General features: G+C 72.2%; 23 protein-coding genes. 13 read left to right on the top strand and 10 right to left on the bottom strand.

Annotated features, from left to right (window positions below):
- Position 1: 1 nt before the first annotated feature.
- The gene (locus tag IEZ01_RS28795; protein WP_019890479.1) at positions 2-1,981 is read left to right on the top strand and encodes a prolyl oligopeptidase family serine peptidase; all 1,980 of its coding nucleotides are present in this window, start codon (positions 2-4) and stop codon (positions 1,979-1,981) included.
- The gene (locus tag IEZ01_RS28790; protein ID WP_189204597.1) at positions 1,978-2,925 is read left to right on the top strand and encodes a S66 peptidase family protein; all 948 of its coding nucleotides are present in this window, start codon (positions 1,978-1,980) and stop codon (positions 2,923-2,925) included. The genes IEZ01_RS28795 and IEZ01_RS28790 overlap by 4 nt, the downstream gene beginning before the upstream one ends.
- A 91-nt stretch (positions 2,926-3,016) precedes the next feature.
- On the opposite strand, the gene IEZ01_RS28785 is transcribed toward IEZ01_RS28790, so the two are convergent.
- Both IEZ01_RS28785 and IEZ01_RS28780 read right to left on the bottom strand, forming a co-directional pair.
- Positions 3,017-4,117 carry an adenosine deaminase gene (locus IEZ01_RS28785; protein ID WP_189204595.1) on the bottom strand — a complete coding sequence of 367 codons (1,101 nt, stop codon included), beginning with the start codon at positions 4,115-4,117 and terminating at the stop codon, positions 3,017-3,019.
- Positions 4,118-4,479: 362 nt separating this feature from the next.
- The gene (locus IEZ01_RS28780; RefSeq protein ID WP_019890482.1) at positions 4,480-5,229 is read right to left on the bottom strand and encodes a GntR family transcriptional regulator; all 750 of its coding nucleotides are present in this window, start codon (positions 5,227-5,229) and stop codon (positions 4,480-4,482) included.
- Positions 5,230-5,477: 248 nt separating this feature from the next.
- Here IEZ01_RS28780 and IEZ01_RS28775 point away from each other — a divergent pair, with 248 nt between their 5' ends.
- A complete protein-coding gene (locus IEZ01_RS28775) occupies positions 5,478-6,935 on the top strand; it encodes an MFS transporter (protein ID WP_019890483.1) in 1,458 nt (485 codons plus the stop codon).
- A gap of 72 nt (positions 6,936-7,007) precedes the next feature.
- On the opposite strand, the gene IEZ01_RS28770 is transcribed toward IEZ01_RS28775, so the two are convergent.
- Both IEZ01_RS28770 and IEZ01_RS28765 read right to left on the bottom strand, forming a co-directional pair.
- The gene (locus IEZ01_RS28770; protein WP_229833265.1) at positions 7,008-7,877 is read right to left on the bottom strand and encodes a recombinase family protein; all 870 of its coding nucleotides are present in this window, start codon (positions 7,875-7,877) and stop codon (positions 7,008-7,010) included.
- 357 nt (positions 7,878-8,234) lie between these two features.
- Positions 8,235-8,930 (bottom strand): TetR/AcrR family transcriptional regulator, encoded by a 696-nt coding sequence (locus tag IEZ01_RS28765; protein WP_189204593.1) that lies wholly within the window; start codon positions 8,928-8,930, stop codon positions 8,235-8,237.
- Positions 8,931-9,070: 140 nt separating this feature from the next.
- Between IEZ01_RS28765 and IEZ01_RS28760 the strand changes: the two genes are divergently transcribed.
- The 5 genes from IEZ01_RS28760 (at position 9,071) to IEZ01_RS28740 (ending at position 13,179) form a co-directional block, all read left to right on the top strand.
- On the top strand, positions 9,071-10,006 hold the full coding sequence (locus IEZ01_RS28760) for an NADP-dependent oxidoreductase (protein WP_189204591.1): 936 nt from the start codon (positions 9,071-9,073) through the stop codon (positions 10,004-10,006).
- A gap of 43 nt (positions 10,007-10,049) precedes the next feature.
- Positions 10,050-10,724 carry an SDR family NAD(P)-dependent oxidoreductase gene (locus IEZ01_RS28755; RefSeq protein WP_189204589.1) on the top strand — a complete coding sequence of 225 codons (675 nt, stop codon included), beginning with the start codon at positions 10,050-10,052 and terminating at the stop codon, positions 10,722-10,724.
- A gap of 100 nt (positions 10,725-10,824) precedes the next feature.
- Complete coding sequence (locus tag IEZ01_RS28750) at positions 10,825-11,196, top strand: DoxX family protein (RefSeq protein WP_189204587.1); 372 nt, start codon at positions 10,825-10,827, stop codon at positions 11,194-11,196.
- A 118-nt stretch (positions 11,197-11,314) separates the two neighbouring features.
- The gene (locus IEZ01_RS28745) at positions 11,315-12,061 is read left to right on the top strand and encodes an SDR family NAD(P)-dependent oxidoreductase (protein WP_189204585.1); all 747 of its coding nucleotides are present in this window, start codon (positions 11,315-11,317) and stop codon (positions 12,059-12,061) included.
- A 173-nt stretch (positions 12,062-12,234) separates the two neighbouring features.
- Complete coding sequence (locus IEZ01_RS28740; RefSeq protein WP_189204583.1) at positions 12,235-13,179, top strand: NmrA/HSCARG family protein; 945 nt, start codon at positions 12,235-12,237, stop codon at positions 13,177-13,179.
- Between the two features lie 200 nt (positions 13,180-13,379).
- On the opposite strand, the gene IEZ01_RS28735 is transcribed toward IEZ01_RS28740, so the two are convergent.
- On the bottom strand, positions 13,380-16,361 hold the full coding sequence (locus IEZ01_RS28735; RefSeq protein WP_189204581.1) for a Tn3 family transposase: 2,982 nt from the start codon (positions 16,359-16,361) through the stop codon (positions 13,380-13,382).
- 302 nt (positions 16,362-16,663) lie between these two features.
- Here IEZ01_RS28735 and IEZ01_RS28730 point away from each other — a divergent pair, with 302 nt between their 5' ends.
- From IEZ01_RS28730 to IEZ01_RS28720, 3 genes are all read left to right on the top strand, one after another.
- Positions 16,664-17,098, top strand: coding sequence for a hypothetical protein (locus IEZ01_RS28730; protein ID WP_229833263.1), 435 nt, complete (start codon positions 16,664-16,666; stop codon positions 17,096-17,098).
- A 23-nt stretch (positions 17,099-17,121) separates the two neighbouring features.
- A complete protein-coding gene (locus IEZ01_RS28725; RefSeq protein WP_189204579.1) occupies positions 17,122-17,691 on the top strand; it encodes a GNAT family N-acetyltransferase in 570 nt (189 codons plus the stop codon).
- An 86-nt stretch (positions 17,692-17,777) separates the two neighbouring features.
- Complete coding sequence (locus tag IEZ01_RS28720) at positions 17,778-18,677, top strand: arginase family protein (RefSeq protein ID WP_189204577.1); 900 nt, start codon at positions 17,778-17,780, stop codon at positions 18,675-18,677.
- 57 nt (positions 18,678-18,734) lie between these two features.
- Here the strand turns inward: IEZ01_RS28720 and IEZ01_RS28715 are convergent, their stop codons facing one another.
- The 5 genes from IEZ01_RS28715 to IEZ01_RS28695 form a co-directional block, all read right to left on the bottom strand.
- Positions 18,735-19,082 carry a VOC family protein gene (locus IEZ01_RS28715; RefSeq protein ID WP_019890487.1) on the bottom strand — a complete coding sequence of 116 codons (348 nt, stop codon included), beginning with the start codon at positions 19,080-19,082 and terminating at the stop codon, positions 18,735-18,737.
- A 95-nt stretch (positions 19,083-19,177) separates the two neighbouring features.
- Complete coding sequence (locus IEZ01_RS28710) at positions 19,178-19,999, bottom strand: class I SAM-dependent methyltransferase (RefSeq protein WP_019890488.1); 822 nt, start codon at positions 19,997-19,999, stop codon at positions 19,178-19,180.
- Between the two features lie 88 nt (positions 20,000-20,087).
- Positions 20,088-20,675: a GNAT family N-acetyltransferase gene (locus IEZ01_RS28705; protein ID WP_189204568.1), complete on the bottom strand. Its 588-nt coding sequence runs from the start codon at positions 20,673-20,675 to the stop codon at positions 20,088-20,090.
- A complete protein-coding gene (locus tag IEZ01_RS28700) occupies positions 20,672-21,235 on the bottom strand; it encodes a GNAT family N-acetyltransferase (protein ID WP_040875223.1) in 564 nt (187 codons plus the stop codon). The genes IEZ01_RS28705 and IEZ01_RS28700 overlap by 4 nt, the downstream gene beginning before the upstream one ends.
- 123 nt (positions 21,236-21,358) lie before the next feature.
- A complete protein-coding gene (locus tag IEZ01_RS28695; protein WP_189204566.1) occupies positions 21,359-22,921 on the bottom strand; it encodes a bifunctional phosphatase PAP2/diacylglycerol kinase family protein in 1,563 nt (520 codons plus the stop codon).
- A gap of 320 nt (positions 22,922-23,241) precedes the next feature.
- On the opposite strand from IEZ01_RS28695, the gene IEZ01_RS28690 reads away from it, so the two are divergent.
- Both IEZ01_RS28690 and IEZ01_RS28685 read left to right on the top strand, forming a co-directional pair.
- Positions 23,242-24,474 (top strand): aminotransferase class I/II-fold pyridoxal phosphate-dependent enzyme, encoded by a 1,233-nt coding sequence (locus IEZ01_RS28690; protein WP_019890492.1) that lies wholly within the window; start codon positions 23,242-23,244, stop codon positions 24,472-24,474.
- Positions 24,475-24,498: 24 nt separating this feature from the next.
- Positions 24,499-25,545 (top strand): MBL fold metallo-hydrolase, encoded by a 1,047-nt coding sequence (locus IEZ01_RS28685; protein ID WP_019890493.1) that lies wholly within the window; start codon positions 24,499-24,501, stop codon positions 25,543-25,545.
- The last annotated feature ends 41 nt before the right edge of the window (positions 25,546-25,586 follow it).

Raw genomic sequence — 25,586 nt, 5'->3', positions numbered from 1 at the left:
CATGGCAGCCACGGGGGCGTACGGCAGCTGGCCGTCTCCGATCGACGCCCGCCTCACCGCCTCGCGCGACGGACGGCCCGACTTCGTCGGTGTCGTGGGCGACGAGGTGTGGTGGACCGCGCCACGGCCCGAGGAGGGCGGCCGGCGCGCCCTGATCCGGCGCCGCGCCGACGGCACCGAGGAGTCGGTGCTGCCCGCCCCGTGGAACGTCCGCAGCAGAGTCGTCGAGTACGGCGGACAGCCCTGGGCCGGCGCGGCCCGCGCCGAGGGCGGCCCGCTCGTCGTCTTCTGCCACGTCGCCGACCAGCGGCTCTACGCCGTCGAACCGGACGGCGCAGCGCCGCCGCGCCCCCTCACCCCGGTCTCCGCGACAGGCGGCGGGCTGCGCTGGGTCGACCCGGTGATCCATCAGGACCGCGGCGAAGTCTGGTGCGTCATGGAGGAGTTCACCGGCGCCGCCCCCACGGACGTGCGGCGGGCCGTCGTCGCCGTCCCCCTCGACGGCTCGGCCGCGAAGGACCGCAGGGCCGTACGGGAACTGTCCGACGGGCGGCACCGCTTCGTCACCGGGCCTCGGCTCTCACCCGACGGCAGGCAGGTGGTCTGGATCGGCTGGGACCATCCTCGGATGCCGTGGGACGGCACCGAGGTGATGCTCGCCGACGTGGCCGCGGACGGCACCTTCCACGGTGCCCGGCCGGTCCACGGCGGGCCCGAGGAGTCCGTCCCCCAGGCCGACTGGACCGCCGACGGGCAGCTGCTGCACCTGAGCGACCGCAGCGGCTGGTGGAACCTCTACCGCTCCGCGCCGCCGGGCGAACCGACCGCGCTGTGCCCCCGCGAGGAGGAGTTCGGCGGACCGCTGTGGAAGATCGGGCTCAAGTGGTTCCACCCGCTGGACGACGGACTGGTCGCCGTCGTCCACGGCAAGGGCGCCACCGCGCTCGGCATCCTCGATCCCGACAGCGGCGAACTGGTCGACGCACCCGGGCCCTGGACCGAATGGGCCCCCACCCTCGCCGTGCACGGCACCCGCGTCATCGGCGTCGCCGCCAGCCCCCGCAGCGCGTACGAGATCGTGGAGCTCGACACCCGCACCGGCCGGACCCGGGTCATCGGCTCCGCCCACGACGACCCCGTCGACCCCGCCTATTACCCCGAGCCGCAGATCCGCACCTTCACCGGCCCGGACAGCCGCGACATCCACGCCCACATCTACCCTCCCCACAGCCCCGACCACACCCCGCCCGCCGATGAACTGCCGCCCTACGTGATCTGGGCCCACGGCGGCCCCACCGGACACGCCCCCCTCGTCCTCGACCTGGAGATCGCCTACTTCACCTCGCGCGGCATCGGCGTCGCCGAGGTCAACTACGGCGGCTCCACCGGCTACGGCAGGGAGTACCGCCGCCGGCTCCGCGAACAGTGGGGCGTCGTCGACGTCGAGGACTGCGCCGCCGTCGCCTCGGCCCTCGCGGCCGAGGGGACCGCCGACCCGGCGCGGCTCGCCATCCGCGGCGGCAGCGCCGGCGGCTGGACCACCGCCGCGTCCCTCACCACCACCGACGTCTACGCCTGCGGCACGATCATCTACCCCATCCTCGACCTGCTCGGCTGGGCCACCGACGAGACCCACGACTTCGAGTCGCAGTACCTCGAATCGCTCGTCGGCCCCCTCGCGCAGGTGCCCGCCCGCTACCGCGAACGTTCCCCGCTGCACCAGAGCCACCGCATCCAGGCGCCGTTCCTGCTGCTCCAAGGCCTCGACGACGTCATCTGCCCACCGGCGCAGAGCGAACGCTTCCGCGCCCGCATGGCCGGGCGGGGAGTGCCCCATGCGTACATCGGCTTCGAGGGCGAGGGCCATGGCTTCCGCCTCGCAGACACCATCGTCCGCGCCCTGGAGGCCGAACTCTCCCTCTACGCCCAGACCTTCGGCATCCACCGGCCCGACGTACCACCACTGGAACTGACGAAGTGACCACCGCACCGCGGGCAGTCACGGCGCTGACCCGGCCGTCCCGGCTGCGCCCGGGGGACCGGGTCGCCGTCGTCGCACCGAGCGGGCCCGTGGCCGCCGACCGCCTGGAGACCGGCGTGGGGATCCTGCGCGGCTGGGGCCTCGAACCGGTGGTGGCCGCCCACGTCCTCGACGTCCACCCACGGATCGGCCACCTCGCCGGTACGGACGAGGCGCGCGCCCGCGACCTCCAGGAGGCGTGGTGCGACCCGTCGGTCTCCGCGGTGATCTGCGCCCGTGGCGGATACGGCGCCCAGCGGATCGTGGACCTGCTCGACTGGGCGGCGATCCGGGCGGCCGGCCCCAAGGTCTTCGTCGGCTACAGCGACGTCACCGCCCTCCACGAGGCCTTCGCCGTACGGGCCGGGCTCGTCACCCTGCACGGCCCGATGGCGGCGACGACGACCTTCCTCACCGACGCCCCCACCCAGGAGTCGCTCCGGGCCACCCTCTTCGCGCCCGAGTCCGTCCACACCCTCGGCCTGTCCGCCGCCCGGCCGCTGGTCCCCGGCCGGGCCCGGGGCATCACCCTCGGCGGCTGCGTCAGCCTGCTCGCCGCCGACCTCGGCACCCCCCACGCCCGCCCCTCGGCCCGCGGAGGCCTGCTGCTCCTGGAGGACACCGGCGAGGAGCCGTACCGCCTGGACCGGATCCTCACCCAGCTGCTGCGCTCGGGGTGGCTCGAAGGGGTGGCCGGGATCGGTCTCGGCTCATGGGCGCAGTGCGGACCGTACGAGCAGGTGCGGGCGGTCCTCGCCGACCGGCTCGGGGGATTCGGGGTGCCGGTGGTGGAGGAGATGGGCTTCGGCCACAGCCCCACGGCGCTGACGATGCCGCTCGGGGTGCCGGCCGTGCTGGACGCGGAGGCGGGCGCGTTGACGTTGGACGTACCGGCCCTGATCTGACGGTATGTCAAGTGCCGCACGGGCCGGCCGACGGGCATGCCGCGGGCACCACCGGCCGCGAGTCGGCCGGTGGGTGCCACGGGCGGGCGGCTCAGAGCGCCGCGTACCCCGGCCGGATCACCTCGTCGACGAGACGGCGGCGCTCCGGCAGCGGCAGGAACGCGGACTCGACCGCGGCGACCGTGAACTGCTCGAAGACCTCGGGGCCGTAGCCGAACGCGTCCGCCATGTGCTGGAACTCGCGGCTCATGGTCGTGCCGGACACCAGGCGGTTGTCGGTGTTCAGGGTGATCCGGAAGCCGAGGCGGCGCAGCAGGTCGATCGGGTGCGAGGCGTAGTCCTTCGCGGCGCCCGTCTGGAGGTTGGAGGTCGGGCAGACTTCCAGGGCGATCCCGTTGTCGCGGACGTACGCGGCGAGGTGGCCCAGCGTCGCCGTGCCGTCGTCGTGGACCTGGATGTCGTCGGTGATCCGCACGCCGTGGCCGATCCGCTCGGCGCCGCAGACCTGCACGGCCTCGTGGATCGACTCGGCGCCGACGGCCTCGCCCGCGTGGATCGTGAAGTGGCAGTTGTGCCGCTTCAGGTGCTGGAAGGCCGGCAGGTGGTTGGCCGGCGGGTTGCCGATCTCGCCGCCCGCGATGTCGAAACCGGCGACACCGCGCTCGCGGTGGGCGACGGTCAGCTCGGCTATCTCCAGCGAGCGGGTGGTGTGCCGCATGCCGGTGAGCAGCGTGCCGACGGTGATCCGCCCGCGGGTACGGCGCTCGCCCTCCCGGAAGCCCTCGTTGACGGCCTCGACGACCTCGTCGAGGGTCAGGCCGCCCTCCAGGTGCTGCTCGGGGGCGTAGCGGACCTCGGCGTAGACGACCCCGTCGGCCGCCAGGTCCTCGGCACACTCCGCCGCGACCCGGAACAGCGCCTCACGCGTCTGCATCACGGCGCAGGTGTGGGCGAAGGTCTCCAGGTACCGCTCCAGCGACCCGGAATCGGCGGCGTCCCGGAACCACACCGCGAGCGCGGCCGGGTCCTCGGTGGGCAGCGCGGTGTACCCGCACTCCCGGGCCAGCTCGATGATCGTGGCGGGACGCAGACCACCGTCGAGGTGGTCGTGGAGGACGGCCTTGGGGGCGCGCTGAATCCAGTCGGCGACCGGGGTCGCGGTACCGGCGGCGGGGTTGTCAGACAAGTGCATGCCGCGGAAGTGTACGGCACGCCGGGTACCGGGTGCCGTGACGTCGGTCTCTCGGGTTGGGGGTGGAGCGGAGGCGGCGAACGCCACGCCGTATCGCGCTCGGCGCAGCTCGCCGGCGGCGGGCGGTGTCGACCCGTGGCGGGCCGCGCCGAGCCGACCCGTGGAGCGACGCTCGCCCGGCCGCCGGCGGGAGCCGGGTGCGCGCGCAGTCGGCCTCGGCGGGACCGCGGCCGGGAGGCGGCGAACGCCATGCCGCACCTCGCCGTGCGCGGCTCGCCGGCCGCCGCGGGCGCGAGTGAGCCCGCCCACGCGGCGGCGGCGCTCGCCCGGCCGCCAGCCCAAAGGTCGACGTGCCGCTTCCCTCAGTTGGACTGGAGCACCGGCAGCGCCGGCGCGCCCGTCGGCAGCATGTGCTTCGCCGCCAGGATCGGCGTGTCGTCCACCCGGACGACCTGGGTGACCAGGACCGCAGGTGTGTCCGCCGGGCGGCCCAGCTGTTCGCCGCGCCGCTGGCCGAGCAGGGTCGCGGTCACACTGCTGTGGGCGCTGAGCGCCACCCCGCGCGAGGCCCCGGCCAGGACCGCGAGCATCGAGGTCCGGTCGGTCGGGGCCGGGGCGCGGAGTGCCTCGGCGAAGGCCGGGTGGGCCGCGTCCAGTACGTCGTCGGCCGCCGCCCACTCCTGGCTGAGCGCGGCCGCCGTGCCCTCTCCGGTGAGGAGCGACTCCCAGAACCGCAGCTCGGCGCGGGCGGGCGCGAGCAGGTGCTGGGTGGTGAAGTCGGTGGGCTCCTCGACGGTCCGAAGCAGCGCCCGTACCCGCAGGGGAGCGCCGGAGCCGATCAGGTCCTCCAGTGGCTGGATGTGCTCGAAGCCCCGGCGCGGCGGGCGGTCGTTCACGGTCCGGCCCACCCCGCGCCGTACCGTCAGCAGGCCGTCCTCCTGGAGCAGCAGCAGGGCCTCGCGCAGGGCGGGCCGGCTCACGCCCAGCTCGGTGGCGAGCTTGGGCTCGGACGGCAGCGTGGAGCCGGGGGGATACACGCCCTCGTGGATGGCGTCCGCGATGCGCTCGTACAGCACCACGACCGGTCGCCGCTGGGTTCCGCTGACAGCCACTGCCCCTCCTCGACTCACTTGTCGGCAAGTTAAGCCCGATCCGGTGCCGACCGGCAACGATGCCTGACCAGGCCGGTCCCAGCGGGAAGCGGGGTATCGGGATTCACAGAGCCGAAGGTCTTGACGTTTACGCGCGTAGATCTCAGAGTGTCTGCGCGGCACTTGTCAGACAACGTTCGTACGGGCTTCTCACGGGTGTCGTTCCACCGATTCGCTCACGACATGACATCCAGGGCAAAGGGGCCGACATGTCCACCACGATCGGCCGGACGCGTTCCGGATCCGACTCCTCACTCGCGGGCCGCGGGCCCATGCTCCTGGCGATGGTGCTGGCCGTCCTCGGCTACCAGATCAACGCCACGATGCTCAGCCCCGCCCTGCCGGATGTCATCGAGCGACTCGGCACCACGACCGCCGCCGCGGGCCTGTCCCAGACCCTCTTCTTCCTGATGGCCGCCATCGGCCAGGTCACCCTCGCCCGCCTCAGCGACCAGCGCGGCCGCAAGCCCATGATGATCGTCTGCGCGATCGTGCTGATCATCGGCAACCTGCTCTGCGTCTTCGCGCCGAACATCGAGATTTTCATCGCCGGCCGCGTCCTCCAGGGCATCTCCGCCGCGATGTTCACCCTCGCCTTCCTCACCCTGAACCAGCTGCTCACCCCGGCCGGGTTCGGCAAGGCCGCGGGCATCATCACCGCCGTCAACGGCGGTCTCGCCGGTGTCGACGCCATCGCCGGCGGCCAGATCGCCGACACCATCGGCTTCCGCGGCATCTTCGTCTGCTCCACCCTGATCGCGGTCGCGGGCCTGCTCGGCGTCCGGAAGTACGTCCCCGACGTCCCGCCGACCACCGCCGACGCCCGCTTCGACTCGCGCGGCATCGCCGCCCTCGCGCTCGGCCTCACCGGTGTCCTCGTCGGCCTCGCCCAGGGCGGCGCCTGGGGCTGGACCTCGCCGCTCACCCTTGGCTTCCTGCTCGGCGGCGTCGCCTCGCTGGTCTACTTCGTGGTCTCCCAGAAGAGCGCCGAGAACCCGGTCATCGACATCGAGGTGCTCGCCTCGCGCCGCGCCTGGCCGCTGCTGATCACGACCATCTGCACCCTCGGCGGCGCGTTCGGCGCGATCGCCCTGACCATCCCGCTGTTCTCCCAGGACGCCCGGGTGGGCCTCGGCCTCTCCGCGGTCACCGCCGCCGTGCTCTTCCTCACCCCCATCCAGCTCATCGGCGTGATCTCCGCCCCGCTCACCGGCCGCCTCGGCCCGAAGATCGGCTGGCGCACCATCGTCGTCACCGGCGCCGTCGCCAACTTCGCGATCTTCCTCTTCGCCACCTTCTTCCTGCACAACGAGTGGATCCTGGTCGCAGCCCTCGCCGCGCTCGGTGTGACGTACGGCGGCTTCATGCTCACCGGCCTCAACGGCCTCGCCGTCACCACCGCGCCCAAGGACAAGCCGGGCTCGCTCTCCGGCCTCAACGGAGCCTGCTTCGGCATCGGCGCCTCGCTCGGCATCGCCCTCGCCTCGGCCATGATCACCGCGGGCAGCGACGCCCAGGGCGTCACCGAAGCCGGCTACCAGCACGCGATGTACACGGCGCTGGCTCTGCTCGGCATCGGTGTGGTCACCGCGTTCCTCATCCAGCGGCCCGACCCGGCCGACACCGCGGAGGCCGACGAGCCGCAGCTGGTCCTCAGCCACCACTGAGGCAGGCAGCCACCCAGACCGCCACGGCCCTGGAGTCCTAGCTCAGACACCAGCCGCAAACTAGCCGGATGATCATGCGCCCGGCGCTGTGGCGGTCTGTTCGTCGTGCTCGCGCAGCATCCGCATCACGGTGGCGGGTGAGGGGTGCTGGCCCTTCTTCTTGCCGGTGGTGATGACGAGGCGGGCGGCGATGTCGCGCAGGCTCAGTTCCTGCTTGCGCAGGTGGAGGGCCATGGCGAGCATGTCGGGGTCGGCGACGCTGGCGCCGCCGATGGTCTTGCCGCGGGTGCGGGCGGATTCGTGGCCCTCCAGGGTGCGGTCGCGGATGTACTCGCGTTCGCTGCCGGAGAGGGCGGCCAGCACGGTGAAGACGATGCCGGAGGGGTCGTGTGAGCCCTGGAGTTCCCCGGTGAGGAACTCCAGGCCGACGTCGCTGGCCTTCAGCTCCTCGGCGAGGGTGGCGAGTTCGATGCCGCGGCCGAGCCGTTTGTGCTCGTGGACGACGAGGGTGACGCGGACGCCGGAGGCGCGCAGTTCACCGGCGAGGGCGACTGCCTTGTTCAGCTCGGGCCGGGTGGTGGCGCGGGTGGAGATCTTCTCCGAGAAGACCCGGGTGACTCCGGCCGCGGCGAGGGAGTCGAGCTGTGCGTCGAGGGACTGGCGGGCGGTCGAGGCGCGGGCGTAGCCGATGCGGACGTGCCCGACTGGCTCGACGCCGGCGTTCACCGGGCGGGGCAGCTCGGTCCAGGCCGCGCCGGGCTTGCGTACGGCGGGGGTGGGCACGTTGAGGGCCTTGGCGAGTTGGGGCACGAGCCGGAAGCGGGCCGTGTGGTACTGGGCGGCCACCTTGTTCTTGCCGGTGCGGCAGGGCGAGCCCGCCGGGACGGCACAGGTGGACATCGGGCAGTCGTTGGCTTCCACGCGCTTGAAGTCGTCGCTCACGACCCCGGATCGTTTCATGAGGGTGTTTCAGGCGTCCAACTATTTGCAACAACTCATGAAACATGATCGCCGCAGGTGGGCCGCGAGGCGGTCGGCTGTTTCATGAGTGACCACCTGTGAAACACGGCGGATCCGCATGGCCCACACCGGCAGCATGATGCCAAGCCGGGCTTTCAGGCCGCGCTGGGGGCCGGGAGCGAACGACATGATTGACGAGGGCCGGGGCAGTGCCTCGCCCTGCCGACCTTCCGCACCCTGCACGGATTGTGCTGGCGGCAGGCAGCACACTGGCTGCCGAGGCGCCGAGGGCAGCCTGGTCGACGCGCTCGCGCACATCCTGCGAGGAAGCGCGCCGGATTAGCCCTTCCTCTCCGGCTCCGGCGGGGCACAGGACGCCCGACTGGCACGGAGCATGGCCTTGTAGAGAGCTCGAGGCTCGGGTGAGTCGGGCAGCGGGCCGCGGGCGGGGGCCTGGAAGGACTGGAGCATCAAGGCGACGACGCGTTTCCAGGCGTCGGGAGCGGCGTCGCCGGTGGCGTTGACGACTCCGGCGTTGGCCATGTGCACCAGCACTAGGTCCTCGGGGGTGAAGTCCTCACGTAGGCGTCCTGCGGCCTTGGCGCGGCCGATGAGCTGCACGACGCCCTCGTAGGCCTGGTTTCGGCGCTCTTCCAGGGCCTTGGCCGTGGGAAAGGTCATGGTCAGTACGTCGGCGAAGCCGTAGTCGGCGGCCTGCATTGCGCAGACGGTTTCGATGAACCCGGCGAGGCCGTGCCAGGGATCGGGGTCGTCGAGGGCGGTGCCGACGGCGTCGGCGTAGGCGTCCATGCGGTCGGCGAAGACCGCGGCGACCAGTTCCTCTTTGGTCGGGAAGCGGCGGAACATCGTGGCGATACCCACCCCCGCCTCGCGGGCCACGGAAGCCATGGAGGCGTTCAGGCCGTCTCGCCTGAATACCGTGCGCGCGGCGGCGACGATCCGCGCGCGGTTGCGCTCGGCGTCGCTGCGTAGCGGCTGGGCGGGGCCGTCGCCGGGCCGAGCGTGAAGGTTCATGGCACCAGCCTAACCGAACTGGAATGCCCTATCCACTTCCGGTGTTATCGTGGGTGCAGGAACCGGATAGGCCTTTCCGGATCGCGAATCGGATAGGTCCTTCCGTATTAGCCGACATCTATGTCAAGGAGTTGATGATCATGCGTGCTGTGACGTTGGCGCAGGTGCCCGGCAGTCCCGAGGTGACCGAGGCGCAGGTGCCCCGTCCGGAGGCCGGTGAGGTGCTGGTGAAGGTGGCCGCGTCCTCGGTGAACGGCTTCGACCTGGGCACGGTGGCCGGATACCTGCAGGGCATGATGGAGCACCGCTTCCCGCTGATCCCCGGCAAGGACTTCGCCGGCACCGTCGAGGCGGTCGGTGAGGGTGTCGAGGGTTTCACGGTCGGCGACGCCGTGTTCGGCGTGGTCACCAAGGCGCACCTGGGCACCGGTTCGATGGCGCAGTACGTCGCCGTTCCCGCTGCCATCGGCATCGCCCACCGGCCCGACGGGGTCTCCGTACGTGACGCCGGCGCGCTCGGGCTGGCAGGCACCGCCGCCTTCGACGGTCTCGCCCTGCTCGGTCCGCTGGAGGGCAGGACGGTGCTGATCTCCGGTGCCACCGGCGGCGTGGGCGCCATCGCCGTACAGCTGGCCGTGGCCCGGGGCGCGAGGGTGATCGCCACGGCCGGGTCGGGTTCCGAGAGCGGTTTCGTCTCGGCGCTGACCGACGCCGAGGTGACCGTCGTCGACTACCTCCAGGACGTGACCGCGCAGGTCCGGGCGATCGCCCCCGACGGCGTGGACGCGGTGCTGCACCTCGCCGGCGACCTGGCCGAGCTCACCGCGCTCACCCGCGACGGCGGCGCCGTCGCCTCCGCCCTCACCGTCCCCGAGTCCTCGGAGGACCGCAAGCTGCAGGCCGCCATGATCCGGTCCAACCCGACCGCCGACACCCTGTCCACCCTCGCCGGGCAGGTCGCCTCCGGCTCCCTCAAGGTCTCGGTGAACTCCGAGTTCGACCTGGAGCGTGCCCCCGAGGCATTCGCCGCGTTCGGCGCCGGCACCCTCGGCAAGATCGCCATCACCGTCGCCTGACCAGTCCGCACCCCAGACACTTCCCTCACGAAAGGACTTCACCATGCCCAGCATCGCCATCGTCGGAGCCGGCCCCGGCATGGGCCTCGCCATCGCCCGCACCTTCGGCTCGCGCGGCTTCGACGTCGCTCTCATCGCCCGTAACCGCGCCAAGCTCGACGACCTCGTCGGCCAGCTCACCGCCGAGGGCATCACCGCCGCGGCGTTCCCGGCGGACGTGCTCGACCACGATGCGCTGACCCAGGCCCTCAAGGACGCCGCCTCCCGCTTCGGCGGCATCGACGTCCTGGAGCACTCCCCCGCTCCGAGCATCGGCTCCATGAACCTCACCTCCCCGTCCCAGACCAGCCCCTCCGATGTGCAGGGATGGATCGACTTCCTGCTCTGCAGCGCCATCACCGCCACCCAGGCCGTCCTGCCCGCGATGCGTGAGGCCGGCGCGGGCACCCTGCTCTTCACCAACGGTGCCGGCTCGGTCGACCCGAACCCGATGCTCGGCAACGTCAACCCCGCCCAGGCGGCGCTACGCAACTGGGCGCTCAACCTGCACAAGGAGCTGGCCGGCACCGGTATCCAGGCCGCGCACGTCGCCATCGGCGTGTGGATCGGCGCGGGCGGCCCTCCCGAAATCCCGACCGCCGAGGCCGAGGACATCGCCCCTCTCTACTGGGACCTGCACACCCAGCGCGACGAAGCCGAGCGCGTCTTCACCGGCTGACGCCTCCCGGCTCTCCCCCGTTGCATCCTGATCCGCTCAATCCTCATCCGCCGCGGCGATCCCCGCCGCGGCGCGACCGAAGAAGAAGGTCTCCGCTCCGATGAACGTGTTCCTGTGGATCCTGCAGGGCGTCCTCGCCGCGCTGTTCCTGATGGCCGGAGTCACCAAGGCCACCCAGCCCCGCGAAAAGCTCATAGCCCAGCTGCCCTGGGTCAGTGACGTCTCGACACCCGTGGTGCGTCTGATCGGCGTCGCCGAACTCGCCGGCGCCCTCGGGCTGATCCTGCCGGGTGCTTTCGACATCGCCACCGCGCTCACCGCGCTGGCCGCCACCGGCCTGGCTGTGATCATGATCCCGGCCATGGGCCTCCACGCCCGTCGCAAGGAGCCGAAAGCCATCGGGTTCAACGCGATCCTGCTCATCGTTGCCGCGGTCATCATGTGGGGCCGGTTCGGGCCCTACGCCTTCTGACCGCCCGGCCTACTCCCCTTCACAGCGACCCTCCGGGCCGCTGCGGGCCCGCCGGATCACCGCGGGATCCCAGCGAGACATCACCGAGACGACCAAGCCAGACCAAGAAAGAAGAAGCATGCGCACCGCACTCATCACCGGATCCGGCCGACGAGAAGGGCTGGGCTTCGAGACCGCTCGGCAACTGGGCGCCCAGGGAATCCACGTCATCCTGTCCGCCCGCCGGTCCGAGCAGGTGGAGCCTCTCGCCACGGAACTCGTTGACCAGGGCATCGAAGCGTCCGCCCTGAAGCTGGACCTGCTCGACCCCGCCGGCGTGGCGACGGCGGTGCAACGCGTCGAGGCGCGGTTCGGGAAGCTGGACATCCTGGTGAACAACGCCGCGATGCTGGTGGGCCCCGCGGGCGTAGCGGACAAGGACATGGACGAGCTGCTCCTTGAGTTCCAGACCAATGTGGTCGGCACGTGGAGCGTCACCCAGCAGTTCCTGCCCCTCCTCGTTGCCAGCGGCCACGGCAGGATCGTCAACGTGTCCAGCGGAGCAGGGTCGTTCTGGGATCCCGACCACGGACTGGTCAACCACCCCGGATTCGCGATGGCCCGATTCGGCGACATGCCGATCACCGCCTACGCCCTGACCAAGACGGCGCTCAACGGGCTCACGATCAAGATGGCGAAGGACCTCAAGAGAGACAACATCCTCGTGAACTCCGTCTGCCCCGGCCTCACCGCCACGCACCCCGGCACAGAAGGATTCGCCCGCCCCGTAGCCGACAGCGCCAAGGGCATCGCATGGGCCGCCACCCTGCCCGACGACGGTCCCACCGGCCTCTTCTTCAGGGACGAAAAGCAACTGCCCTGGTGACAACCACCGGGGACCGCGTACGTCCCGACCTCTCCAATCTGACGGGGCGCCCGGTGGCGTCCGCGCCGCAGCCAGGACGCTCGCCGTGCGGGATTGCCGCGACCAGCGCCCCAGCTCTCCTCATTCCTCCTATGACCAGGCGACCTGACTACTTCACAAGCCAAGGGAATTTCATGTGCGAGAACAAGATCATCGCAGTCGTCGTTGCGACGGGCTCGCAGGGCGGCAGCCTCGTCGAGGCCATCCTGGAGCATCCCGAGAGCGGCCTGACGGTCCGCGCCCTGACCCGCAACCCCGACTCGGAGAAGGCGAAGGCCCTCGCCTCGCGCGGCATCGAGGTGGTGCGCGGTGACGCGGAGGACCCGGCAAGTCTGCAGGCGGCATTCGCGGGCGCCTATGGCGCGTTCCTGGTGACCAACTTCAACGAGCACGGCGACTCCGCCCGCGAGACGGCGCAGGCCAAGGCCATGGCGGACGCCGTCAAGAAGGCCGGCGTGCGGCACGTGGTCTGGTCGACCCTGGAGGACACCCGCGAGCTCATCGGCGACGATGATCCGCGCTTCGTCACGTTCGAGGGCGGCCGCTACCTCCCGCACTCCGACTCCAAGGGTGAGGCGGACGGCTACTTCCGTGAGCTGGGCGTGCCCGCCACGTTCATGCGCACCTGCTTCTTCTGGGAGAACCTGCTCGGTCCGCTGTTCGTGCGCCGCGGTGACGACGGTGCGCTGCTGCTGACCATCGCCATGGGCGATGGCCTGCTGCCCGGCGTGTCGGTGAAGAACATCGGCCGGTTCGCCTTCGGTATCTTCACCCATCCGGAGTTCATCGGCCGCACCGTGGGTGTCGCCAACGCACACCTCACCGGTGCGGAGATGGCTGACACCCTCGCCCGCGTCACGGGCCAGGAGGTCCGCTACGAGCCGTACACGCTGGAGGAGCTGCGCGCCTTCGACATGCCGATGGCCGACCACTTCGCCAACATGATGCAGTTCCAGCAGGCCTTCAACGCCGAGTACGTCGGTGCCCGGGACCTGGATGTGGTTCACTCCCTCAGCCCGGAGACCGAGACGTTCGAGCAGTGGGTAAGCGAGCACAAGGACCAGATCAAGGTCCTCTGACAGGGCCGGAAGTCCTGCCTCCGGTCCCAGCGTGGGACAGCATCGAGCCCGTGCCCGCGTTCATGAACGTTCGGAAGTCATCGCTCCCGACGATCTCCGCCAGGCCCTGGCCGTCCAGGCCGCCGAAGCGACCGCCGCGCTCTGCACGCCGCCTGCGACCGCCTGACCAAGAGCCCCGGACGGGGTGGATCCGGCTGGCTCTATCTTCTCGGTCGGCCGAGGGTATCAGCCGCGGTGCGGGGGCGAGGCACGACAGCAGCCGGCCCCAGGTCGAGACGCTTGTCCATGTCGAGCCGGGACGTGCCGCACGGGTTGACGTTGGACCAGAACAGCGCGGTCAGGCCGCGCCGGTCCTCGTCGCTTAGCTTCTTCCCCCAGGCCGGTTCGGCCAGGACTTGCTGGACCAGCAGGGTATTGACGTGGACGAGCGCGGACTGGAGCAGGTGCAAGCCGAGCATCGAGGTCTCAGCATGCTCCTTGTCCGGGCCGGTCAAGGCGCCGTCCTTGCCATAGTGCAGCACGGTGTTCGCACTGTTCCAGTTCTCCACGCCCTGGAGCCCTCCGTGGATCTCCCGGCGCAGGCCAGGGCTGGCCAGGTAGTCACAGGCGAAGACCGTACGAACCGCGCGGCCGAGTTCTTCGAGGGCCTGGTAGGTGGGGTGCTTGGGGCCGCCACGAGTGAAGCGCCGCAACACCTGCTCCGCCTCGGCGGTGCCGAGCCGGAGCGCGGTGGCGTACTTGACCATCTGGTCGTACTGCTGCTCGATCAGTTCCCAGCGGATCGGTCGCGTCAGCGAGGCGCCGAGCGCGGGCCAGCCGGGCGGGCTGTCGTCCGGGCGGTACAGGCGAATGCTGCCGATGTTCTTCAGCCGCGGCAGCAGACGGAAGTTGAGCAGCTCGGTGAAGGCGAAGCCGACCACGCTCGCGCCGTGGGTGTCGACGTAGTTCGACTCGATGTCGGCGTCCGTGCAGTGCCGCAGCAGGCCCTCGATCATCGCCGCGACCTCGGACGACGAACAACTCTTGAGCTGGGAGTAGATGCAGACGTTCTTCCGTTCGACGTGCCAGTAAATCATCACGCCGTTGCCGCCGTAGCGGGCGTGGTACTCGGTCATAAAGTTCGAGGACCAGGAACCGAACTTCTTCGAGTCCGACGCGCACGCGGTTCCGCGGCCCCACCAGGCGGTGTCGCGGGTGGCGAAGGTGGCGTTCACCAACCTGGTGACGGCGGCCCGGAGGTTGTCGACGGTGATGAAGTGCCGGCGCACGTGCCGCAGCGCGGCCTCGCTCTCGCCATGTTCGCCGGTCGCCACGATCGCCCGGATGCCCATGTTCGTGCCCAGCGCGAAGAGGGCCAGCAGCAGGCGGCGCTGGAGGACGTCACGCTCGATGCGCTCGTACGCGGCCACCGAGGAGAACTCCTCGGTGAAACCGGTCAGGAAGTCGGCGTTCTTCAGCACGTCCAGAAGGTCCAGGACGCCCCAGCGGCGCGCGACCTCGTCCTTGAGGGCCGCCAGGCCGGTGGGCTCGGCCAGCGGTTCCAGCTTGGGCACGGTGATCCACGCCTCGCCCTTGCGGGTGGTGACCTTCACCCCGCCCGCGCTGCCGTCCGCGAGCGCGCCGGACAGTTGGTCCAGGCCCGCGGCCATGCGCTTCTTCAGGTCCGCGATGAAAGCCCTCGGATTCAGCGGCTGCCGGATCGCGGCGTAGTGCACGGCGCGGGTCGCCTCGAAGTCGCCGGGCAGGTCGTCCTCCGGATTGCGCCAGCGCGAGGCGCCCTCGACGTAGATTTCGCGGCGCCTTACGGCGTCCCGCAGCGCGACCAGGACGCACAGCTCGTACGGGATGCGCTCGACCTTGCCCTTGTCGTCGACGACCGCCTCGCGCCAGTCCTTGCGCACCACGCCGTCCATGGGTACTTCGTCGCCGGCGTTGTAGAAGCGGGTCTTGCCGTCGACGCCGGCGTACTTCTTCAGCAGCTTCATCGCGTCCATCACCGGCCGATACGCGGTGTTGTTGCACTTGAAGCCCAGGGTGTTCAGCAGCGGCGGCAGCATCTGCCGGTAGTACGAGCTGTACGACGACCGGAGCGTGGTGCGGACCTTGGCCTTGAAGACCTTCTCGTTCGCCTTCGCCTCGGCCACCAGCTCGCGCAGCGTCCTCTCCCCGACCACCGGGAACAGCGCCCGGCGTACCACCTCGTCGGGCTTGTCGACGGCGGCCGTCGCCAGCTTGAAGAGGATGCCCTCCTTGCCGCGGACCTTCTTCAGCTCGGCGGTGAGCTGCTTCTCCACCCGCCGCTCGGCACGTGCGTTGATCTTGTGAACCAGAGCGACCAGCAGGTCGACCAGGGCATCGGTAATCTCCGCTTGCCGGGATACGCACAGCGCCGCAAGCAGAGTGATCCGTACGTCCTCCGACGTGTCACGGAAGTCCGAGGGGTACATCTTGATCGCCCGTGCCCGCCAGGCAGCCACCAGCTTCTCCGAGCAGTCCGTGAACAGCCCGTCGGACAGCCCGAGCTTGCGCACGTCGTTGAGCTTGGTGATCTCCGTCAGCAAGGAGTCCAGGCCGACCGCGCCAGGGTCGCGCTTGAGCGCGGCCAGCAGCGCAGTACCCGCCTCGTTGTCCTCGGCCACCAGGGACAGCAACCGGGCCGTGCCCACCTCGCCGAGGCGGCCGATCGTGCGAGCACAGAACGTCTTCTCCCACTTGCCGCGCGCCGCGACGAGGACCTTCTCGACCCGGGAGCGGCCCGGCGGCTCGATCTTCCGGGCCCGGCACTCGACCAGCAGGGCCTCGCGCTGCCGGTCCTCCACCCACTCGACCGGACAGACCTCCACAGCCAGCCACTCGGCCAGCGCTTTCTCGTCCGCGACCGTCGAGGGCCGAAAGCCCAGGGCCTCACGGATCTGCTTGCGGTGGTACTCGGCAGTCCGTCCGACCAGCATGTACTTTGCGAAGTCGGTGGCCGGGACCTTCACCAGATCGGCGACGTACTCAACCGCGGCCAGCGGGACCTCTTCCAGTGCATCGGGGAACCGGCCTTCCAGCTCGAAGAACTTCAGCAAGAGGCCGAAGCCGAGCCGGGTCGTCCCACTCTTGTTCGCCACCAGGTCCCAGTCGCCGTCTACCAGCGTCCAGTTCGCCAACAGCTCCTCTGGCGACCACTCTTGCGGCACGCCCACCCCTTTGACCTCGATCACTCGATCAGACCAACGACGATGCCCAGGACGGGGAAACGGGGCTCGTCCGGCTACCCGCGACCTACTTTGCGGCTGGTGTCTGAGCTAGGACTCCAGGGCCGCCACCGGGTGCCCACACCGGGGCACCGCCGATGCCGAGGCCGGCCTGCCGGTCATGGCCGCGGCTCCGGTGGGGACGGGCCGGGGTCCCTCACCCGTACGGCCCGTCCGACCGCCCCTGTGGCGCCGGGATCCGTCCATCCTGGTTCCACAGGGGCGTACGAACGAGGAGGCCGCGCATGACCGCCAAGGACACCGCGACGACGGACACGAAGGGCCTCTTCCGGGCCTTCGCACCGCGCCGGATCGCCGTCGCCGTCGTCGCCATCCTGCCCGCGGCCCTGCTCACCCTCGCCGCCCCGGCCGCCCAGGCGGCGGCCGCCGGAACCACCGCAGACCCGGTCCCGGCCGCCGGCCCCCTTATGCCCGACGTCACCGGACGCAACCTGCTCGGGGCGCTCGGCGCCTTCGACGGGCGGACCCGCGTCGACACCCGGGACGTCGGCGGCGAGCAGCGCCGCGTGCTGTGGCCGGCCAACTGGAAGGTCTGCAGCCAGTATCCGAAGCCCGGTACGGACCTCACGGGCCGCACCGCGACCCTGGGCGTGGTGAAGAACGCCGAGACGTGTCCGGCCGCCACGGACCCGGACCCGGACGCGGTCGCGGTGCCGTGAGCGCCGCCGAATAGCCTGGCCTGGTGTCAGACCTTCCCGGGCCCGAGGGCCGCGCGAACCTCCCGCGCGTCGCCATCCGCCCCTTCGCCCCGGACGACGCGGAGGAGTTCACCGCCCGCGCCCGCGAGAGCGTGGAGCTCCACCGGCCGTGGCTGTTCCCGCCCCGGACCGCCGAGGAGTACGCCGCGTACACGCGGAACCTCGACGAGGACCCGGCCAGGATCGGATTCCTCGTCACCGAACCCCGTTCCGGCGGCCAGATCGCCGGATTCATCAACATCAACAACATCGTCCGCGGCGGCCTCCTCAGCGGCGCGCTGGGCTACGGCGCCTTTGCGCACGCCGCCGGCCGGGGCGTGATGAGCGAGGCGCTGGAGCTGGTGTGCCGGCAGGCATTCGGTCCACTCGGGCTGCACCGCCTGGAGGCCAACATTCAGCCGCTGAACACGGCCTCCCTCGCACTCGTACGGCGCGCGGGCTTCCGGCTGGAAGGATTCTCGCCGGCGATGCTCTTCATCGACGGCGCCTGGCGCGACCACGAACGCTGGGCGCTCACCACCGAGATGCGCTTCCGGCCCCAAGCGCCTTCCTGAGGAAGGACGTTGGCCGGCCCGCCGGTGATGTTCTCGCGTGTGATGTCACATTGAGATTGCGCCTCATGGGGATCAGGATGGGGCGCATGCGGAAGATCGTGATCGTCGACGCCCCCTCCAACCTGGGACTGCGCCCGCCGGCTCCAGGCACGGTTCCCGGCTGCCACAAGCTCGCCGGAGCCCTGCGTGAGCAGCGGATCGTGCAGCGCCTTCGCGCATTCGAAGGCGGTGTCGTCGTCCCGCCCCGATACGACCGGGGCGACTGGCGTGAAGGCGACGGAGTCTTCAACGCCGACGCCCTCGCCACGTACACCCGCAAGCTCGCCGACCGGATCGAAGGTCACGTACGGGAGGACTATTTCACCCTCGTCCTCGGCGGTGACTGCTCCATCCAGCTCGGCGCCTCTCTCGCGCTGCGGCGTCTGGGCCGTTACGGACTCGCGGCCCTGGACGGCTCCGCCGACTTCCGCCACACCGGCAACGCGCGCCCCGACGAGATCGGTGCCGCAGCGGGCGAGGAGCTGGCCCTCGCCACCGGCCGCGGCCAGGACGACCTCACGGATCTGGAGGGCCTGCGGCCCTACCTCCGCGACGAGGACGTACGCCTCTTCGGTCTCCGCGACGGCGACGAGGACCTCGCCGAACTCGCCGAGCTGAAGATTCCCACCGCCACCGTCGGCCAGCTGCGCGAGCGGGGCGTGGCCGAGATGGCGGGCGCGGTGCTGCAGACGCTGGCGATCCCGCAGCTCGACGGGTTCTGGGTGCACCTCGACGCCGACGTCCTCGACCCGTCCGTGATGCCCGCCGTCGACAGCCAGGAGCCGGACGGCCTGCTCCCGGACGAACTGACCACCCTGCTCGGCACTCTGGTCCGCTCCGAGCGGTGCGTGGGGCTCAATGTCACCGTGTACGACCCCGACCGCGACCCGGACGGCACAGCGGGCGCGCTCCTCGCCGACATCGTGGTCGGGGCCTTCACTGCCTGAGGCCCCCACGCCACCCCCGCGCCCTCGCCGGGGCGCGGGGCACTCAGGCGTACGGTCTCACTGGCGCCGGTCGACGTACTCGAAGACCGACCCGTCCGGGTGGACCGCGATCAGGTTGCGGCCAACCGGGGTCGGCACCGGCCCGGCCAGGATCTTCGCACCGCCGTCCGTGAGCGCGGTGTACGCCACGTCGACGTCCTGGACGGCGATCGTCGCGGTCACCTTGCGCAGCACCTCGAGCTCCGCCTCGGGGCCGCTCATCAGCAGGAAGCAGCCGACCGCCGCCACCGACACCCCGCCGCGCTCGAAGCGCAGCGCGCTGCCGCCGGTGAGGCGTTCGTAGAAGTCCACGGCGGGTTCGAGGTCGTCGACGCAGATACGCAGCGTGGTGCCCAGAATCTCCATGCGGCCGAGCCTAGTTGACCATTCGGCGTGCGGGGGAGGGTGCCTGGCGGTGCCCAGGGGCGCGGGGCCGGAGCGCGGTCGCGGGGCCGCGCGGGTCAGGCCCGGCAGAGCAGTTCGCCGTGCGGGACCATGAACCACGCGTCGTCCTGACGGCCCCACTCCCGCCAGCCCTCCGCGAGCGCGGCCAGCCGCCCGGGCGTCGTGTGCCCGCCGTCCACCGCCAGCTTCGCGTAGACGGACGCCTCGGTACGGTCCGCCCACAGCCCGCTCCACCAGGCGCGCTCCTCCGTCGTGGCGAAACACCAGGTGCCGGCGGTGGCGGTGATGTCGGTGAACCCGGCCCGGCGGGCCCAGGACAGCAGCCGCCGTCCGGCGTCCGGTTCACCTCCGTTGGCGCGGGCCACCCGCCCGTACAGCTCCTGCCACTCGTCCAGGACCGGCAGCTGGGGGAACCACGTGAACGCGCCGTAGTCGCTGTCGCGGACCGCGACGATCCCGCCCGGTCGGCACACCCGCCGCATCTCACGCAGCGCCCGCACCGGATCGCCGACGTGCTGGAGTACCTGGTGGGCGTGGACGACGTCGAAGGATTCGTCCGGGAACTCCAGGGCGTGCACGTCGGCGGGCGCGAACTCCACGTTCGTCAGCCCCCTTTCGGCGGCGACGGCCCGGGCCTGCTCCAAGATGTCCTCTGCGTGGTCCACCGCCGTCACCTGGCCGCCCGGACCGACCAGCTCGGCCAGATCGGCGGTGATCGTGCCCGGCCCGCAGCCCACGTCCAGCACCGCCATCCCGGGGCGCAGTTCGGCGACGAGGTACGCGGCCGAGTTGGCGGCGGTACGCCACCGGTGCGAGCGCAGCACCGACTCGTGGTGGCCGTGGGTGTAGACGGCGGTCTCCCGCGCGGCATCCGTCATGACCGGACTCCCTCCCGTGAAGTGGTCACCACCGTACGCCGCCCGGCCGAATAATGAGATCCGCGTCTTGAGATATGGACGCCATGCTTCAAGAGTCGTAGCGGAAGTTGGATGGGTCGGGTAGTGCCTGCCAGCGGACCTCGCCGCCCTGTCGGACAGTGGTGGGAGAGAGGCCCGCCGACGCCGCGACCGCCGCCGAGCGGTGGTGGTCCGGGTGGATGTGAGCCACGACCCGGTCCACGGGCCTGGCCCACAGCCAGGCGACCAGCGCCCGCGCCGCCTCCCCGGCGATCCCCTGCCCCTGCCAGGGCGTCCCGATCACCCAGGCGACCTCCGCCGTACGGCCGCCCGGCGAACCGCCGTCCGTCACCGTGGCCTGCACGGTGCCGGTGAGCGGCCCGCCAGTCCGACCGCCCGTTCCCTCGTCCGCCTGCCCGTCCGCGCCGAGCCGTACGACCCAGTTGCACCAGGACACGCCCGGGTCGGGCGCCCCGGCCAGCATCCGCCGGTAACGCGCCCGCAGTTCGTCCACCGTGTCCGGGACGCCGCCGGTGAACGTGTGCAGCCGCGGGTCGCCGAGCACCCGCGCCATCTCCTCCGCGTGCCCCACGGCCAGCGGTACGAGCCGCAGCCGTGCGGTGCGGATCGGTTCGGCCAGGACCGGTCGGGCCGTCATGCCGTCCGGCCTTCCCGGCGCCGCTCCCAGCGGGCGCGGCCGAGCACGTACTCGACGTCCCCGAACTCCGACCCGTCGATCACTTCCGGCCAATGCTCGAAGCGGGTGCGGACGTACCGCAGCCCCGCCTTCTCCATCACCCGCCGCGAGGCGGAGTTGACCGTCATCGTGTTCGCCGTGACCTTCTCCACGCCGAGTTCGCCGAAGGCCTTGTCGATCAGGGCCAGGGACCCCTCCGTCGCGTACCCCTTGCCCCAGGCGTCCCTGCGCAGCCGGTATCCCAGCTCGACCGTCCGCCAGTCCCCGGCCGTCAGCGGCTCCAGCTGGAACCAGCCGAGCCACTCGTCCGCCGTCCGCTCCCACGCCGCCCAGAACCCCGGCCCCAGCAGCCGCGGCAACACCCGCTCCCGCACCTCCTCCCGGGCGGTCGGCCGCCCGCCGTTGAGGTAGCGCATGACCTCGGGGTCGCTGTCGAGTGAGAGGATCCGCTCCACGTCGTCGTCGCCGTCGAAGGGGCACAGCCGCAGCCGCGCGGTTTCCAGGAACACGGGGGAGTTCATGGCCCGATGCTCCGAGGCCTGCCTGCCCGCCGCAACATCATTTCGACAGACTCCGACAGACCCCCACCTGCCCGGCCGCCCCGACCGGCCTCGACAGGCCCGTCGACGCCCGCGCGCGGTCTCTCATCGCCGCCGCCTCTTCCTCGGGCCGTACACGATCAGCGCCCGGGGCGCCTTGTCGACCAGCAGCGAGCCTTCCGCCTCGGCGACCTCGCCGTCGTAGGCGATCGGTGTGCCCGGCGCCAGCCCGCCGATCCGCAGCCCGTGCAGACTGCGCGCCGCGTGCACGGGGGAGCGGCTCAGCGGGCCCGCCAGCGCGGCCGCCACCAGCCGCAGGCCCGGCAGCCGTCCGCCGTGGACCACGCGTACGTCCAGCAGCCCGTCGGCCAGGTCGTCGCGGCGGGTCGGCGCCGGCCCCACCCGCCCGTACACGCCGTTCCCGGCGAACAGCAGCCACAGCGGCCGCCGTTCGCCCGACACCTGTGTCTCCAGCGGATGCTCGCCCCGCAGCACCCGCACCGCCGCGAGGATCCCCGCCGGCCAGGCCCCGATCCGCGGCGACCAGCGCTCCCGCAGCCGTACGAGCTCCGGATACACCCCGAGGCTGAACGTGTTGACGAAGTAGCCGTGAGCGGCGCCACGCGGCCCGGGCGAGAACCGCCCCAGATCGACCCGTACGGCGTCCCCCGTCGTCAGCGCCCGGCAGGTGTCCGCGACCGTCTCCAGGCCCAGGTCCATCGCGAAGTGGTTGAGCGTGCCGCCGGGGAAGACCGCGAGCGGCAGGCCGTGCCGCGCGGCGACCGCCGCCGCCTGATTGACGGTCCCGTCCCCGCCGGAAACCCCGAGCGCCCGGCACTCCCACGCCGCCGACTCCAGTTCCCTCTCCACGTCCTCCGGCGCGCAGGCCCTCACCTCGGCGTAGGGCAGCGCGTCCCGCAGGAGCTCCGCGTCGGCCGACCCCGACGCCTCGTTGACCACGACGGTCAGACCGGCGCCGCCGGGCAGCGCGGGCGCCTCGTGGTACGGACGGCCCGGTGCGTGCGGCTGGGTCCTGGCCGGTACGAGCGCCCGCACCGCGAACGCGGCGGCCACCCCGAGCCCAGCGCCCACCAGCACATCGCTCGGATAGTGCACCCCTGTGTAGACCCGGGACAGCGCCACCGCACCCGCCAGAGGGGCGACCGCGGCCCCCCAGCCGGCCGACTCCAGCGCCACGCCCGTCGCGAAGGCGGCCGCCGACGCCGAGTGCCCCGAAGGGAACGACGTCGTGAACGGCTGCCTCTTCAGCTGTCGGATCAGCGGCACCGCGTCCAGTACCGGCCGGGCCCGCCGCACCGCCCGTTTGCCCACGGTGTTGATCGTCGCCGAGGCCAGCGCCAGCGACGCCACCCCGCGCAGCGCCGCCCGCCGAGCACGCGCGCTCCCGCCCAGCGCGGCGATCCCGGCCGCCGTGGTGAACCACAGCACCCCGTGGTCCGCGAACCGGCTCAGCCTGGGGAGCAGCGGGTCCGCCCCCGGCCAGTGGCGGCGGGCGACCCGGTGGAAGAGCTCGCGGTCCCAGTCGCCGAGCAGCCGGGCGGTCCGCAGCCCCAGCGACGGCGCACGGCCGAGCCCGTGGACCGGCGCGGGGACATGAGGGAGGTGGACATGAGGCACATGGAGATGAGGAGCGAACGGTTCGGACATGCCACGCGGGTACCCGCTTCCCCCGCACCCCAAGCCGCCCGCGGGCTCGCGGGCCGGCCCCGGTCGCCGCGGGCGCTCATGCCTGCCGCCGGTGCCCCGCCCGGCCCAGCACCCGGCGCTGGAGCGGCGCCGCGCCGCCCCTCGGCCGTCGCGGGCGCTCACGCCTTCCATCGGTGCCGCCGACCGGCCCCGCGCCCGGGCGCTGGAGCGGCGAACCGCGTCAGCGGCCGGCCCCCGCCCCTGGCTCTGGAGCGGCGAACCGCATCAAACCTCCGTATAAAGGGCTCTGAAGGTCCACGCGCGAGCGGCGGAGGTACGGCATGCGGCAGACGGCTCCGGAGGGGCACGGGCCGGTGCGTTACGGGCCGCACGCCCCGGACCCCGGCCTGCCCGTCCTGCCCGAGCTGGCCGCCGTGCTCGCGGCGGCGGCAGGGCTGCCCGCCGCGGAGCCGGCGGGCGGCGGCCCGGTCCTGCGCGAGGCCGCCTGCGGCTACTGGTGGCGGCGCGGACTGCGCAGCCATCCCGAGGACGTGGCCGCCGCCCCCGGCCCCGAGCCCCTGCTGCTCGCCCTGCTCGCCGCCCACGGCGGCGACGTCCTGCTGCCCCGGCCCTGCCCCGCCTGGTGGACCCCGCAGGCCCGGCTCCTCGGCCGGCCCGCCTACCACGTACCGACAACCGCCGAGTGCGGCGGCATCCCCGACCCGTTCGCGCTCCTGGAGACCGTCCGCCGGGTCCGCGCGGAAGGCGGACACCCCGCCCTGCTGCTGCTCTCCGTCGCCGACGACCCCACGGCCACCGTCGCCCCGCCCGAGCTCGTCCGCGAGACCTGCGAGGCCGCCGTCGCCGAGGGCATGCACATCATCAGCGACGAGACCTGGCGCGACACCCTGCACCGCCCGCACGACACCGTCCTGCTCAGCCCCGCCGAGATGTGCCCCGACGACGTCACCGTCCTGTACGACCTCGCCGGCGCGCTCGCCCCGCCCGCCTGGCCCGCGGCCGTGGCCCGCTTCCCGCCCGCCGCGCCCTCCGCCGGACGCCGGGCCCGCACCCTCGACTTCCTCACCGCCCTCGGCGCCGTCCTGCCCGCCCCCGTCGCCGCGGCCGCCGCCCACGCGCTCGGCGAACCTGGAGAGGTCACCGACCGCATCGCCGCCGCGACCGCCCTCCACGCGCGCGTGGCGACCGCCGCACACCGCGCACTCCTCACCGCGGGCGCCCTGGCCAGACCCCCGCAGGCCGGCCGTCACCTCTACGCCGACCTCGGACCGCTGCGGGCGGGCCTCGCCGCCCGCGGCGTCAACGACTCCATGGAGCTGGAGGAGTACCTCTCCGCACGGCTCGGCGCCCCCGCCCCGGGCGGCCACCGCTTCGGCGACGAACTGGGCGCCCTGCGCGTACGGCTCGCCACCGGGCCGCTCCTCGGCGCCACCCCGGAAGAACGGCTGGAATCCCTCGGCGCGCCGGATCCCCTGGAACTGCCGCACGTGGCGGCGGCGTTGACCACCTTCGGGTCGGCCTTCGAAACACTGCGCCCCCACGGACCGGTGTGACCAGCGAGAACGGAGAGCCCGCAGATGACGGAACAGACGGCACGGACGACCGGCGCCGGTACCCCGCCCGGGGCCACCGCCCCCGGCCGCCGCCCGGAGCGGCCGCCCGTCCGGCTCCAGCCCCTCGGCCTCGTCCGCGACTGGCCCAGAACCTTCGCCGACCGCCTGACCGCCCCGCTCCCCGGCCTGCGCGCCCTCGCCCGCTTCGCCCGCGAAGGCGCCGTGCGGCCCGGCCCCGAAGGTCTGCGAGCCATCCCGCTGCTGCCCTTCGAACCCGGCCCGCTGCCCGACGCGACCCCCACCACCGTCGCCGTGACCTGGGCCGGGCACGCCAGCTGGGTCGTCCACATCGGCGGGCTGACCGTCCTCACGGACCCCGTCTGGTCCCGCCGGATCGTCGGCACCCCCGCCCGGATCACCCCCGTGGGGGTGCGCTGGGAGGACCTGCCGCCCGTCGACGCCGTCGTCATCAGCCACAACCACTACGACCACCTCGACGCCCCCACCATGAAGCGACTGCCCCGCCGCACCCCCGTCTTCTGCCCGGCCGGACTCGGCCCGTGGTTCCGCCGCCGCCGCTTCACCCGCGTCACCGAACTCGACTGGTGGGAGGCGGCCGAACTGGGCGGCGTCCGCTTCGACTTCGTACCCTCCCACCACTGGTCCCGGCGCGGTCTCACCGACACCTGCCGGTCCCTGTGGGGCGGCTGGGTCCTCACCGACCGTACGGACCGCAAGGTCTACTTCGCCGGGGACACCGGATACGGCCACTGGTTCACCGAGATCGGCCGCCGCCACCCCGGCATCGACCTGGCCCTCCTGCCGATCGGCGCCTACGAGCCGCGCTGGTGGCTGCGCGACGTCCACACCGACCCGGAGGAGGCGGTCCGCGCCTTCCAGGACCTCGGAGCCCGGCGGATGGCCCCGATGCACTGGGCCACCTTCGTCCTGTCGGCCGAACCGGTCCTGGAGCCCCTCACCCGCGTCCGCGCCGCCTGGCAAGCCGCGAACCTCCCCCGCGCCGACCTGTGGGACCTTCCGGTGGGCGCCTCCCGCACCCTGGAGGACTGACCCCGCTCTCCGCCCGGGCGGCCGGGCCGGGGCGGGCGGGT

The organism is Streptomyces purpureus (assembly GCF_014648195.1).
Lineage (GTDB): Bacteria > Actinomycetota > Actinomycetes > Streptomycetales > Streptomycetaceae > Streptomyces > Streptomyces purpureus.
The sequence above is the reverse complement of the archived record's forward strand: the minus strand, read 5'-3'. Positions and strand labels throughout refer to the sequence as shown.